Here is a 12739-nt window from a genome sequence, read left to right as displayed (position 1 = left end):
GAAGTGTTCCGAAAACCGGGGAAAGAAGCACTCAAAACCATCCTCGAAACTGCGCTATGACTCACCAACAATCTCCGCCACAAGAGCGTCTGGTCAATGTCGAATGGACTGACGGCCTTTTCCTGTTCGAGGAGGGCTATGAAACTCATACAGAATCACCTAGAAATCAGATACCAATAAGCGTCTACAAACCGGGGTGTAAGTGAAGATACTGCCAGAATCAGCTATCGTCAGAGAAATCCCAAAGCTCGGTTTGTTTGTTCACATTCTGTGCCGCGAGTCGTTCAGCTTCTTTCTCCCTTTTTTTGATTTCGGCATTGACCTGAGAGTCGATCCACTTCTTTTCAAGTGTCTTTTCGAGACCCGAGCTATTGGTGTATCGAGAGACGATTTTGTAGTCCGCATCTGAATCATTATACTCGCGGATGAATCCAATATCAAGAGCATCGTCGATGATTTCGTCGACTATCTCTCCGCGTTTCTCTTCGGAGAGATAGAACAGATCCGCTTCGACTATGTCGATAATGTCGTCAATATTGACGAAACAGTGGCCTTCCGCGGAGTGTCTGGCGGTGATGATGGTCCGCAGTTTTGTTACTGGATCAGACTCAGGAAAGAGGTCGAAACTTCCCTCTGCCGACTCTGCCTCTTCGAGCGTTCGATTCAGTTCGTGCTTGGAGTGTTTAACACGGAGGTGGACATCGTCGATGTCCTCCCCATCAGGGATCTCGTTATCCTGAGGAAGGACTGTATGAACCGAGATGCTCTTTCGCATCTGATGGACAGCCCAAGTTACGACTTCGCGTTCATCGCTCATGGCCTTCCGGGCGATCTGGTTCGCGTCGCCCGCAAACGTCGCAAGAACGCACTCAATGTTACGAGGCTCTTCACCGAGGTAGTTCTCAACGATATAATCTAAGTTCTCTTCAACAACCTCACGCTGCTCTTGTACCTCGTTAAGAAGGCTAACTGGGCCCTGTGCGGTATTCGCTTTCGCCTCTCCAAAGATTGCTTGTCCATCAAAGTCCCACAAGAGGAAGTCAAAATTTGGGAGCCCCTTCTCCTCTAAGGGATCGGCTTGAACGAGTCTGAACCCAGAAGGGGGAGATGAACTGGCAAACGGGAAGATACAGAGATTCAGGAGCTTCCTGTGTTCTTGCTCTTTTTTGATGCCACGCTCAATCCGATCTCGATACTCATCTTCTGCGAATTGGTCGAGTTTCTCTCTCCGGATTTGCTTATACTCGTAGATGAAATCCTGGTGCCAGTAGTCCGGCACGTCGTCGGGAGGTTCGACATCCATCTCAAGGGGCAGAGGTAGCGTACGCAGATTCGGTATCGAACACGTTGATCGTCGCGCGTTCGTCGATCGTCTCGGTGACGAGGTGGAAGAAGTGGACTATGGTAGGAAACTCACAGTCGTGCTTCGGGACGATCTTCATCGAGTCCTGGGTTGCGCTGATGTTGAACGTCGCTTCGCGGACCTCGTCTGTGACGGTAGCAGAGAAGTCGAGGGACCCTGCCTCCTTCGAGACATCTGTGAAGGTGAACTGCCTATAGCCTTCTTCTCCGGCCGATTCAATGAACTCCTCGGCCATCAGGAGGTTGAACGACTTATGGAAGTCAATTTGTCCGGCGGTTACGGAAGGGAACTCCAGCTGAAGTTCTCCCGAGTTCCGCCGCTCGGTTCGAAACTTGATCCGCTGACTCACCTCTTGAATATCAAGGACGTGGTCCTGTATCTCCCGGATCAAATCGAACAGGAGCGTGAAGTTGTCGGCGGTGGACCGCTTGATTGTAAACTTTCCGCTCTTATCGATCTTGATCTCGATGTCGCCCTCACGGTACTCCACACGAGTCGGGACGACGCCGTAATACTGTTTGAATTCTTGGAGTGTTTGCTTCCCGTCTTCCCCTTTGTACTTGATCTCGCGGTTGTAATCGGGGCGGATCTCGGCCTCAGCAAGGTCGGGAATTCGGTGTGCTTTGAAGCCAGTAATGCGGATTGAAGGGTTCTCTTCCAGCACCATCTTATGTAGTCGCTGAAAGTCTTGTGGGACAATCGGCATCTCGCAGATCGTCGGACTGGTCTGAACGGTGAGATCAAGGGTATTTTCTTTCGCTTCTTCCGTCGTTGCGGTGAAGAGCATGAGAAGAGAATCATCAAAGTAGTGGGCGTAGTAGACCGCTTGGTCCGTTTCACCGAAGCGGCCGACGTACTCACGGGTGAGCTTATACACCTCTCCGTAGTCCTCAATCTCGTAGTTGTTCTCGAAATTGTCAAGCCAGTCGTCTTCAGTGAGATAGAAGTAGACCTTTGCGTGGTTGTAATGGAACCCTTCGAAGGTGTGAGCCGGATCAGTATCGATCAACTTCTGACAGAACGACTCAATGTCGTAGTCACCTGATTGTACTTTCATTTGGCTCGGGTGTCTCCTTATGTATCAGGTTGACACATTATCATAAAAACGTTCGTCATGATAGCCATCTTCAGCCGCTAGTTCAGACGAAAAAACCCATATGATAGCTGGATAAATATTTCAAATATGAAGGCAGGTGTGATCGGTGCCATCGACGGTACCTTCGATGAGTTTGAGTCATTCCATGAAAACACAGAAAAAGACGGAAATCGGTTTTCTCGGTCATTTCAGATAGAGGAATCAAAACCCCTGGACACCGGGCACGTCGGATATAAAGGAGAAGCCGCAATTCATGAGGTAGAAGACACAGAGACTGTCGAAATTGATCCGGAAACCGGGAAAATTGAGGTTTCCGAAGGTGGCCATGTTGGTGGAAAGTATACAGAATTTGTAGCAGTTCCGGGTGAATTTATCGCAGTTAGTAGTGGTTCTGGAACCTTTGCTTTCCAGCTCGTCCAAGAACAACACCCTGGTACCTTCGTGGAACGGATTGAGATCGATCTTAACGCTTATGCTGAAAAATACTACAGAGCCGAAGGAGTCAATCCGTGGCAGGTTGGGTTCTACGGAAACATTGGCGAAGCTGAAAAGGGAGTTGTCTATGGCGAGGATGTATTCTCAGATGGAGAAGTGGGAGATGTGTTGGACCGATCGTATCTCAATCAGTTAGGTCTAGAGTATGAAATACAGGGTGTAGATATGAAAATGACAATGGCAGAAAGCGGATATGTTGAAGTATATAACCCAAGCAATTTCAAATTTGATGAGTATGCTACGTACATCGTTGATGAGATATTAGAATTCGCAAAGGAAGAGTAAAATTCGATAGAGATACCATTAGATATATGTGTTCTCTAATAGGTATATCTGTACATCATGAGTACTGAGGATGAAGGGTTCGATTATGATGGGTATCTGCTCTACAACGAGATTTGTGAAGTACACGATGTAACAGACCAAGAGTTTGAGGGAACCCCACGGAGCGTAGAAAATCATCTACTCGAAGAGTATCTCCCAGAATTTGAAGAGGGAGATTCACGGGATGAGGGAGAAGGCTTCGAGTTATCTGATATTCGCTCATATACGTCGGACTTACCTAACTCTACTCAAGAGTTTATTAACTCGCTTGTCTCGCTTCGTCATCGAAAAGAAGACTACGAAACAGAAGAAGCTGAGATCTCTCCCGATAAACCTAGACAAGACGTTAAAATTCCAAATGAGCAAGCGGTTCACATTTTCTGGAAATCCCCTGATAAACTACTAGTCCGGGGCCCAGATGGCGCAGCCGATCACGCTAAAGATGAATTTAACACCTGGATTGGGCAGTCTGCTCAGGTTCATAGTATTGGGTTGCCAAACGACTTCCTACTTTGGATGTTCAAGAAGATATACTACGATGAAGATTTGACGGACAAACTCAAATTAGGGAAGCTAACTGACGCAAAGGTGGAAGGCGCAGAAGACGTTTTAGGTAAAGAAAATACAGTAAAAGAGTCTAGTAATGCTAAAGAGGCCCCTACACTCCTTATCGGGCTTCTTCTCGGAAAGTCATTGACGATGATGGAAGGCAACTTTGTGCTTAAAATCAGCGACGAAGGTGAAACTAAGGAGAAATCTATCAGGATACAGATAGAAAGGGACAAGATCCAGATCAAATCTTCTAAGGCTGGCATGAACAACGCATCGAAGATTGAGAAGATGGGGTATGCCACGGAATCTGCCTATGAGATCATGGAACTCTACGAGGAGTGGCAAGAGATTAGAGACGATGATAGTACTCAGGAACACATCGTCCCACCTACTTTCCTTGAAGCCCTCCTAATAAAATCGCATGAGAACGATATTCCTATTGAAGATAGATCAACTATCCTCAGTGTTCTCCGCCAATACGCAAATCGGCGAGGAGATAGTCTAACAGACGACTATAACATAGATGAGGGACTCGATCTCTTGGATCCAGATAATGACGATAATGAAGACTCTGACTAGGTCGGAGAGAAAAATATATTAGTATGTTATTAGGACAAAGTGTTTACCTCTTCCACCGAGTTGGTAGGTAAGAGCCACTAATCAAATAATGAGCTCCCTCAGACAGCTGGCGGACGACGATATAAAAGCAGACTCACTTCTAGAGGCTTCTGGGGAGATAGTTTCGATCGAAGTTGATGATCTTGAAGGAATAACCGTAGAGTCGGTTATCTCAGAATATCCCTACGATCAAAAAAAATACGAGGGGGTTGTAACATACGAGGAGCCCGTTCCTGGGAACCGATTTACTATTGATCCTGAAATATACGATTTCGAATACAGGGATGGTTCTGGCCTGCTTATAATTGACTCTGATATCTCTGGAATGACTTCTAGAACAGTATTTAGAGAGATAAACAAAGAACTATCCGTAGATGTTGGGAGATTTAATCGTCCACAGACACATCGGCTTGGGACATGGTCGTTTGTGTTCGCTAGCAGGAGTCAACCGAAAATTATTGCCCGTGATTTCGAAGAACAAAAAGTCAACTGGGATGAGATTCGGAACCTAACTCAGCGCGAAATTGCGTATGAATATACGCTTGATAGAGCAGATCTAGTATTCTATTACGAGGACACTCGTATTGAGGTAGGATATGAAAACGGGCGATTAAACTTTACTAAGAGTACGCCAGAGGGTCGTGAATATGTGATACAACTGTTTGAGAAATATGCAGTAGCAGGAGATGTCATAGAGAGTCTCAAATAATCTATGTCATGTGGACGACTTCATTCAGGCCTGTTTGTTTTTAAGGATCATTCGCACTTTAGCAAGAGCTATACGCCGTATACTACACTTTTTCTTGGAAGAATTGATGAATTCATATTCGGGAAAGAAGATAGATCTGGTGATGAAGGATCGGCTAGTAAATTTGATCGAGAAGACACTTCGGAAGAAGATCCAGGCAGTAAAAGTCCAAGAAGTAAGCAGAGCAGCTCTCCGAATATCAAAGTAGTACCTAAACATGTAGATACTGGAGAAGTTCAAGACGCAGCCCATCATGGTGGTTATATCCCGATGTACCAGTCAGAGGGAAGATTTCGAGTTTCGATTAGCTGGCCATCAGGTTGTGATCGTGGATGGGTAGAACTCAAGACACATCCAGACGTAGTCTGTACATTTGACGAAAAGGGGCCAGAGTTTAAATATAAAAATTCATCATTTAAACTCCGAGACTATGTCTCTAAAAGTGGATTTCATGTGAATGTTTCTAACCCACGTGGGGTACAAGGATCGGTTATACAATTTGTTCTCAAAGAAAGTGGAAAAGTTCTAAAAACGGTTGATGTTAGAAGCTGAACGACTGATCTAATCATTTCAAATAGTTATCACCGAGATAATTATCTTTCATATAAAATAAAACCATTTCGATACCAATAGACAATATTTGAGGGCAGTTTCAATAGTCAATTTAAAATCTTAGATGATTGCTCTTAATATGTCTCACACTTTTTATGAGGTATGAGTACTGGTTCGCTGACGTTTCTTGATTCTCAGCGGAAGGGTAGTTCGCTTTTACCGGTTATCATGTACGGATACCTCTATACGAAGTACAATTCGCTCCTAGTATGCTGTGTAGTTGTTGATATACCCCTGGTCAAGTATACCACTCCGGTTTTAACACTAGAGCCTGTCTGGTTGCTAGGCTTAGCCGTAACCTCTCTTTTCACAGGGACTTGTGTATATACAATTTCTGTGTCTGAAAAGTCTGCGACTAGTATCAAGGAGGGCGCAGGACGGTTCACAACGATATTTATAAATGGTAATTTGTGGATTAGTTTATTATCATTTATTTTCGCGGGGCCGCTTCTACTTGTACGAATTTGTCAGGGCGATCTAGCCATAAACACATTACTACTGGTTTGGTCAGGTATCGTATTAACAGCTATCTGGTCACGGTTTTTAAATAAGTATGCCAATATGGAAGAAATAAAAGGGTTTATGAATTGAAATACCCTCTGAATGTATTATTTCTCTAGTACACCGCTGTGATTGTCAAAATCCAGCCCACTTCCCAGGCCTAGTAGCATGAGGCGGCCGTGGTTTTGGAATCGGCACGTCCAAACTCGGGTCAACATCCGCACTCAGAAACTGTTCTCCCCACGTCGAGATCGACCAGTAGGTCTCCACACGATCATCACTGACTTTGCGCTCATGACGCTCGACGAGCTCGGCGTCGGCCAACACCGCACACCGATCACTGACTTGGCTCTGGCTCACACGTCCAAGCACGTCGAACGCAATCTCCCACGCGGTTGCGTCGCCATCATCGGCTAAGCGTTCGAGGATGCGCTCGTCGACACCGCCCATCCACGGGACGGAGTCCCGCATTTAGCTTGCGCCTCCGTTCGACGTCTCTCCGTCAGCCGACTCGCTCGCCTCAACCGCGTCGGCGTCCTCGTCGATATAGCGCCAGTTTTCGGTGTCGAGTCGACCTTCGAGGTAGGCCTCGCCGTCGTCGGTAATGATGTAGACGCCGTTTCCTAGATGTCGAACGAGTCCGTTCTCGGCCAATTTCTTACACCGACGATTGATTTGCTGACGAGAATACCGAATAGGGCCTTCCCGTTTCATTTTTGCTGGAGAACCTGTCTCGTGTTCGGATAGATACTCTAAAACGCGATCATCGGCAGCAGTCATCCAAGAACCCGCATATCTCATATGAAACATTGCTATGCCTTAGTCCATATTACGCTCGACAAGAGCGTTACTAATCTACAAGCATATTCTCACTCGTTCGGTACATTAATGTACCAAGCACAGTATTGGGTGAACACGGAGCCCGAGTGACGAACCCTCGGCTCGCGATGAAACTGTAGGAATCCCGGCCGCGGTGTGACAGCACCCGGCCGGGTCGGGTTCTGTGCTGAAACCACAGAACCATGCCAATGATGGCAACTGCGGGGCTGACGCCCCGCGCGACGGTAGACGCACCGCTCGGTAAAAACGACGGCGACTGCGCGTTCTGTAGCGCAAGCGCCGACGGCTTCGACGCCGGCTTCGGCGCACCGGTCTGTCGCGACTGCGCGACCGGAGGTGGCGAATGAACGCCGCCGACCTCGAAATGATCGAGGACGCCGCGCGCCAGCTGAAGCGCGCGAAAGCGCGGCAGGCCCACGACCACGGTCCGGTCGACGGCGCGCTCGCCACGCTGGAGGAGGTCATCGAGGCCAACGGAGGCGATCTCCCGTGAGCGATCGCGAGGCCGGAACGCTCGCGTGGTCGTTCGACGACCTCCGCAGACAGATCGACATCATCGAGGAAGCCTTCGAGGAGGCCGACCGTGATCCGGTCGTCCTCCGCGGCTTCTCGAAGGGCGGCGTCGAGATCGAGGCCGCGGCCGGCGACCGTGAGTACCTCTCGCTCGACACGACGGCGGCCTTCGGTGAGGACGCCTTCGCGCGTCCCAACGACATCAGCGGACTGAGCGAAGCGGACCATCGCCTGTTACCACTCGTGATCGTGCCCGCTAAACACGTCTCGCAGCACGCGAAGGAGATGGTCTCGGAGGGCAGCGATGACTGACGACGATCTCGTTGAAGCGGTCGAAAAGCTCCCCGACGCGGACCCCGACAGTCTCGTTCAACTCGACGACGGCCGCGGACACTTCGTCTTCAACGTCGACGCCGACGAGCAGGATGTCGACGAGATCGACGAAGTCCTCGCAGAGGCGGGCTACGAGCGCAACGGCCACCTCCCGGTTCCCGGGATGGTCCAGCAGAACTTCCGACCGATCGAAGACGAAGATGGGGGTGCCGAATGAACGCGACGACCGAGGAGAACGTCGTCGCCGACCTCACCGGATTCCAGCGCGATCTCCTGCGGTCCCTCGCGAAGGCCGACGACCGGAAGGGCCTCGCACTGAAGACGGACCTCGCCGACTACTACGGCGAGGAGATCAACCACAGCCGGCTCTACCAGAACCTCGACAAGCTCGTCGACCGCGGCCTCGTCGCAAAGCGCGCCCGCGACCGACGCACCAACGAGTACAGCCTCACCGACGCGGCGCGCGACGCGCTCGACCGCCGCGACGAGTGGGTGGCCGGAGGTGACGCGTGAACTTCGACCGCATTCGCGACGACGCGGAGACGACCGCCTACACGGCGGGCGTCGAGCGCGTCGATCCCGAGGAGTACCCGTCGCTCGCGAGCGCCGGCTACCACTCCGAGACGACGCTCTACGTCGTCATGGCGGGCGGCGAGGTGTACTCGTCTCACGACCGCTACGCGATCGCTCGGGAGCTGCCCGGCGACGCGTCGTGGGTGACGGGAGCGCTCCGCGAGCTCGAACGCGAGCAGCTCGGGGTGCCGACGTGACTCGGCGCGTCACCGTGTCGCTGCGGACGGCCCGCGGGAGGCTCGTCGAGGATGTCGACGCGAGCCTGCTGGCGACCGACGACGCGGTCGTCGACATGGCGCGGCGACAGGCTGGGATCTCTCCCGACGACTTCCGGACCGGCGAGGTGGTCGTGTGACGGCCAAGCTGTGGGAGTGCGACCAGTGCGGTCGCACGGTCAACCGGTTCGTGAACGGCTGTACCTGCCCCGACTGCGGGTACTACTGCGGCCGGTCGCTGGTGAGCCTGAATCGGGGACCATGAGCAGCCGCCGAACGCCCGAGGAGATGTCCGTTCGCGACGCCGCGAATCGGTACCTCCGGCGTCGGAGAGCGGATGCGACGGAAGCGACGGTGAAGTCGTGGAAGTACCGCCTGAAGCTGTTCGTCGAGTGGTGCGACGGGATCGGCCTCGACCACGTCGGGCAGCTCCGCGGGTACGACATCGACGAGTACTACGAGATCCGCAGCGCGAAGGTCGCGCCGGCGACGCTCGAAGGGGAAATGTGGACGATGCGGATGTTCGCGGAGTACCTCGAACAGATCGACGCCGTCGAGGACGGCCTGAGCGATTCGGTCCGGATCCCGGACATCAATCCGGAGGACCGGGCCGACGAGACGAAGCTCTCGACGCCGGCGGCGATGCGGTTGATCGAACACTATCGCGCTTCGGAGAGCGACCGCGCCAGCAGAGCGCACGCGTTCCTCGAGCTCGCGTGGTTCACCGGCGCTCGACAGAGCGGGCTCCGGGCGCTCGACGTGCGGGACCTGAACGCTCGCTTCGACGACGACGAACAGAGCTGGTTGGAGTTCCGGCATCGGCCGGACACGGAGACGCCGCTCAAGAACAACCGACGCGGAGAGCGGCCGGTCGGCGTTCCCGACGAGGTCGCTCGCGTCGTGAGCGAATACGTTCGCGAGAGCCGGTACGATGTCCGTGACGATCACGGCCGGAAGCCGCTGCTCGCGAGCGCGGAGGGCCGGCCGACGGAGAACACCGTGCGGGTGTGGAGCTACGGCGCAACACAACCGTGCGTCGCCGGCGGCTGTCCGCACGACAAGGACCCGGACACCTGCGATTGGACGAAGTACGCGAAGCTGAGCAAGTGTCCGTCGTCGAGATCTCCGCATCCGATACGAACGGGGTCGATCACCTGGCAACTGAACCAGGGGATCCCGCCGGAGGTCGTCGCGGAGCGGGTCGACGCGACGGTGAAGACGATCGAGAACCACTACGATTGGGCCTCGACGGAGGACCGGTGGCGGCGGTACCGAGACCGGATGGAACAGCGGCAAGACTACGTCGCGCAGCTGACGGAAAACGGAGATTCAGAACATGAACTCGACTGAGACGAACGACGGGGTAGCACAGTCTGAGCCGGTTACGAACACGGATAGATGTACATCGTGCCGGCCCACTTCTCCCGCACTTTCACTCGGTGAGCGACCGGTGTCGGCCGGTATTCACGGTTGGAAGTAACCCACCACTCCGCCCAGCAATCACTTCCGACTGGCGACCCTGAATCGATCGATGCCAACCGAGACCGTTGCGGGCGTCGACTGGGCGGGCGGCGCGTGGATCGCGGTCGTGATCGAGGGCGACGACGACCCTCAGTGCCGGCTCGAAGCAGATCTTGAAACCCTCTGGAACGACGGCGTCGACCGGATCCTCGTCGACGTGCCGATCGGCCTCCCCGACGACGCCGAGACCCTCGCAAAGCGCGAGGCGGTCGATTCGGCCGCGCGATCGGCCGCCGAGCGCCCGAGCAGCGTGTTCCCCGTGCCGTCCCGGGGAGCCTGCGAACTGGCGCGCGAGGGCGCGGACTACGGGACGGTGAGCGAGCGGAACAAATCCGACCTCGACAAGGGACTCAGCCGGCAGTCGTACCACATCGCACCGGCGATCGGCGCGGTCGACGCGTTCCTCCGGGCAGACGAGACGGCCCGCGACCGCGTCATGGAGGCGCACCCGGAGGTGTGCTTCCGCGGGCTCAACGGGGCTCGGCTCGACCGCTCGAAGACCACGGCCCCGGGCGTCGGCGAGCGGCTCGCCGCGCTCGACGGGCACCTCGACGCTCCCGGTGCCGCGCTCGGCCGGATCTGTAGGGAACTGGTCGACGCCGAGCCCGGGACCGCCGACGGCGACGCTGGTGAGTCGGCGACCGCCGACCCCACCGTCGACGACGCGGTCGACGCGCTCGGGCTGGCGGTGGTCGCGCGCCGCGCGGTCGACGACCTCCGGTTCCTGCCCGGGGACGCGACCCACAGAGACAGCGAGGGCATCCCGATGCGGATGGCCTACTGGAGCGCGGAGCCGCTCGCGTGACCGCTTCGGTAACCTTCAAGTCGCTCTGTCGCCGGCTACCACACGAATGAAACTCTTCTCCTCGCGGGCCGACCGCCGGCGGGGGATCGCGGCCGCGGTCGGCGTCGCGGTCCTCGCGGTCGGGCTCTACGTCCTCGTGAGCCGGTACGCCAGCTTTTTCACCGACCAGCAGGCCCTCCGCGCGTGGCTCGACGGGTTCGGGATCTTCGCCCCCCTCGTCTTCGTCGGCCTTCAGGCGCTTCAGGTCATCGTCGCCCCGATCCCGGGGCAAGTGGTCGCCGTGGTCGCGGGCTACCTCTTCGGCTCGTTTTGGGGGATCGTGTACAGCCTCACCGGCGTCCTCATCGGCAGCGCGATCGCCTTTTCGCTCTCGAAGCGGTTCGGCCGATCCTTCGTCGAGAGCGTCCTCCACGAGGACGTCGTCTCCCGGTTCGACGGCTTCGTCGACACCGTGGGCATCCCCGGACTGTTCGCGTTCGTCGTCCCCGGGCTCCCGGACGACGCGATCTGTTTCATCAGCGGGCTCACGAAGTGGTCGCTGCCCACCTTCATCGGGGTCATCGCCGTCGGTCGCCTCCCGGCGTACGTGTTGGCCGTCCACGCCGGCGGCGAGATCGCGAACGGACGGTTCCGCTCGGCGATCGCGATCCTCGCGCTCATCGTGGTCGCGTCGGCGGTCGGCTACTACAAGCAGGAGGCGGTCCGCGACCTCGTCGCGCGCATCGAACCGCGGCTGCCGTTCTGAGCGAATCCGAGCGGCTGCCGGCTCCTACTCCGCCGGTGTCTTACCCCCACGTCCACCGGTAGTCGAGGACGAACCGGTACAGCCCGCTGATGAGGATCGCGGGCACGTTCGCGACGAGCGCCGTCAGACCCCCCCACTCGACAAGCGCGTAGAGGACGCCGATCTGGATCGGCCACGCGGTTCCCCGAACCAGATTCGTCTTGAGCATGCCGCGGAAGTACTCGGAGACGCCCGTGTTCTGGCGCGCGCGGAACGTCCACGCGTTGTTGAACACGTACGAGAGGAGGATCGTGATCTCGATGGCGATCGTCGCCGCGATGAGGTAGTTCAGCCCGGCGACGTCCTCGAACAGCCACAACAGTCCCATCTGGATCCCCGCGGTGAACGCGCCGACGGCGACGAACCGGCGCATCTGGACCGCGAGCGGACCGCTCGCGAAGCTGCGTAACGTCGCGCGGAGCATCACTTGTACCCGAGCGCTTCGAGCCGGGCTTCGAGGTCCTCGTCGACCTCCTCGTCGTCCTCGTCGCGCTCGGCGGCAGCCGCCTCCGCCGCCGCGCCGCGCTCGCGGAGCAGCGCCGCGTGGTCGTCCACGACCGGCTTCAGGCGGTCGATGACCGCCCGTTCCCGCTCGCCGGGGTCGACCGCGAGGTTCTCCTGTTGGGTCGGGTCCGAGGGGCGGTGGTACAGCTCGGCGGCGTCGGTGTCGACGTTCTCGATGTACGTCCAGTCGTCGTCGCGAGCGCTGACGAGCAGGTCGCCGTCCGACAGCGACCGGGGGATCGGCTGCTGGGTCACGTCCTCGCCGCGGACCGTCACCGAGACGACCGGGTCGTCGGTCGGATCGTCGGGGTCGTCGGTCGGATCGTCGGGGTCGTCGGTCGG

Annotated in this window: 19 protein-coding genes and 1 pseudogene; 14 read left to right on the top strand and 6 right to left on the bottom strand. The window is 55.7% G+C overall.

From position 1 onward, the window contains the following. Positions 1–220: 220 nt before the first annotated feature. Both C472_RS01490 and C472_RS01485 read right to left on the bottom strand, forming a co-directional pair. Positions 221–1303, bottom strand: coding sequence for a hypothetical protein (locus C472_RS01490; protein WP_006628012.1), 1083 nt, complete (start codon positions 1301–1303; stop codon positions 221–223). 1 nt (position 1304) lies between these two features. Continuing rightward, on the bottom strand, positions 1305–2420 hold the full coding sequence (locus tag C472_RS01485; protein ID WP_006628011.1) for a hypothetical protein: 1116 nt from the start codon (positions 2418–2420) through the stop codon (positions 1305–1307). Between the two features lie 126 nt (positions 2421–2546). Here C472_RS01485 and C472_RS16790 point away from each other — a divergent pair, with 126 nt between their 5' ends. The 4 genes from C472_RS16790 (at position 2547) to C472_RS16775 (ending at position 5748) form a co-directional block, all read left to right on the top strand. Next, positions 2547–3239, top strand: a complete 693-nt coding sequence (locus C472_RS16790) for a hypothetical protein (RefSeq protein WP_152420575.1) — start codon at positions 2547–2549, stop codon at positions 3237–3239. A gap of 57 nt (positions 3240–3296) precedes the next feature. Then, positions 3297–4409 carry a hypothetical protein gene (locus C472_RS16785; RefSeq protein ID WP_152420574.1) on the top strand — a complete coding sequence of 371 codons (1113 nt, stop codon included), beginning with the start codon at positions 3297–3299 and terminating at the stop codon, positions 4407–4409. Between the two features lie 88 nt (positions 4410–4497). After that, positions 4498–5157, top strand: coding sequence for a hypothetical protein (locus C472_RS16780; protein WP_152420573.1), 660 nt, complete (start codon positions 4498–4500; stop codon positions 5155–5157). A gap of 3 nt (positions 5158–5160) precedes the next feature. Further along, positions 5161–5748 (top strand): hypothetical protein, encoded by a 588-nt coding sequence (locus C472_RS16775; protein WP_152420572.1) that lies wholly within the window; start codon positions 5161–5163, stop codon positions 5746–5748. Positions 5749–6444: 696 nt separating this feature from the next. Here the strand turns inward: C472_RS16775 and C472_RS16105 are convergent. Both C472_RS16105 and C472_RS01475 read right to left on the bottom strand, forming a co-directional pair. After that, entirely contained in the window at positions 6445–6780 is a 336-nt protein-coding gene (locus C472_RS16105; RefSeq protein ID WP_006628009.1) for a hypothetical protein, read from the bottom strand. Then, positions 6781–7110, bottom strand: a complete 330-nt coding sequence (locus C472_RS01475) for a MarR family transcriptional regulator (protein ID WP_049906170.1) — start codon at positions 7108–7110, stop codon at positions 6781–6783. It lies immediately after the preceding gene. Positions 7111–7492: 382 nt separating this feature from the next. Between C472_RS01475 and C472_RS17225 the strand changes: the two genes are divergently transcribed. The 10 genes from C472_RS17225 (at position 7493) to C472_RS01440 (ending at position 11854) form a co-directional block, all read left to right on the top strand. After that, complete coding sequence (locus tag C472_RS17225) at positions 7493–7642, top strand: hypothetical protein (protein WP_161612596.1); 150 nt, start codon at positions 7493–7495, stop codon at positions 7640–7642. Then, the gene (locus C472_RS01470; protein ID WP_006628007.1) at positions 7639–7974 is read left to right on the top strand and encodes a hypothetical protein; all 336 of its coding nucleotides are present in this window, start codon (positions 7639–7641) and stop codon (positions 7972–7974) included. The genes C472_RS17225 and C472_RS01470 overlap by 4 nt, the downstream gene beginning before the upstream one ends. After that, positions 7967–8212: a hypothetical protein gene (locus tag C472_RS01465; protein ID WP_006628006.1), complete on the top strand. Its 246-nt coding sequence runs from the start codon at positions 7967–7969 to the stop codon at positions 8210–8212. Before C472_RS01470 ends, C472_RS01465 begins: the two co-directional genes overlap by 8 nt. After that, the gene (locus C472_RS01460) at positions 8209–8508 is read left to right on the top strand and encodes a helix-turn-helix transcriptional regulator (protein ID WP_006628005.1); all 300 of its coding nucleotides are present in this window, start codon (positions 8209–8211) and stop codon (positions 8506–8508) included. The genes C472_RS01465 and C472_RS01460 overlap by 4 nt, the downstream gene beginning before the upstream one ends. Further along, the gene (locus tag C472_RS01455) at positions 8505–8765 is read left to right on the top strand and encodes a hypothetical protein (protein WP_006628004.1); all 261 of its coding nucleotides are present in this window, start codon (positions 8505–8507) and stop codon (positions 8763–8765) included. The genes C472_RS01460 and C472_RS01455 overlap by 4 nt, the downstream gene beginning before the upstream one ends. Further along, positions 8762–8923, top strand: a complete 162-nt coding sequence (locus C472_RS17220; RefSeq protein WP_161612594.1) for a hypothetical protein — start codon at positions 8762–8764, stop codon at positions 8921–8923. Before C472_RS01455 ends, C472_RS17220 begins: the two co-directional genes overlap by 4 nt. Beyond that, positions 8920–9048: a hypothetical protein gene (locus C472_RS17955; protein WP_275039731.1), complete on the top strand. Its 129-nt coding sequence runs from the start codon at positions 8920–8922 to the stop codon at positions 9046–9048. Before C472_RS17220 ends, C472_RS17955 begins: the two co-directional genes overlap by 4 nt. Further along, positions 9045–10133, top strand: coding sequence for a tyrosine-type recombinase/integrase (locus tag C472_RS01450; protein ID WP_049906168.1), 1089 nt, complete (start codon positions 9045–9047; stop codon positions 10131–10133). Before C472_RS17955 ends, C472_RS01450 begins: the two co-directional genes overlap by 4 nt. A gap of 181 nt (positions 10134–10314) precedes the next feature. Beyond that, positions 10315–11109 (top strand): DUF429 domain-containing protein, encoded by a 795-nt coding sequence (locus C472_RS01445; RefSeq protein ID WP_006628002.1) that lies wholly within the window; start codon positions 10315–10317, stop codon positions 11107–11109. 46 nt (positions 11110–11155) lie between these two features. Next, positions 11156–11854, top strand: a complete 699-nt coding sequence (locus C472_RS01440) for a TVP38/TMEM64 family protein (protein WP_006628001.1) — start codon at positions 11156–11158, stop codon at positions 11852–11854. Positions 11855–11894: 40 nt separating this feature from the next. On the opposite strand, the gene C472_RS01435 is transcribed toward C472_RS01440, so the two are convergent. Beyond that, positions 11895–12317 carry a GtrA family protein gene (locus C472_RS01435; RefSeq protein ID WP_006628000.1) on the bottom strand — a complete coding sequence of 141 codons (423 nt, stop codon included), beginning with the start codon at positions 12315–12317 and terminating at the stop codon, positions 11895–11897. After that, positions 12317–12739 (bottom strand): annotated as a pseudogene (locus C472_RS01430) (sulfatase); the annotation flags it as partial. The pseudogene C472_RS01430 and the gene C472_RS01435, both read right to left, overlap by 1 nt.

The organism is Halorubrum tebenquichense DSM 14210 (genome assembly GCF_000337415.1).
Taxonomy (GTDB): Archaea; Halobacteriota; Halobacteria; order Halobacteriales; family Haloferacaceae; genus Halorubrum; species Halorubrum tebenquichense.
The sequence above is the reverse complement of the archived record's forward strand: the minus strand, read 5'-3'. Positions and strand labels throughout refer to the sequence as shown.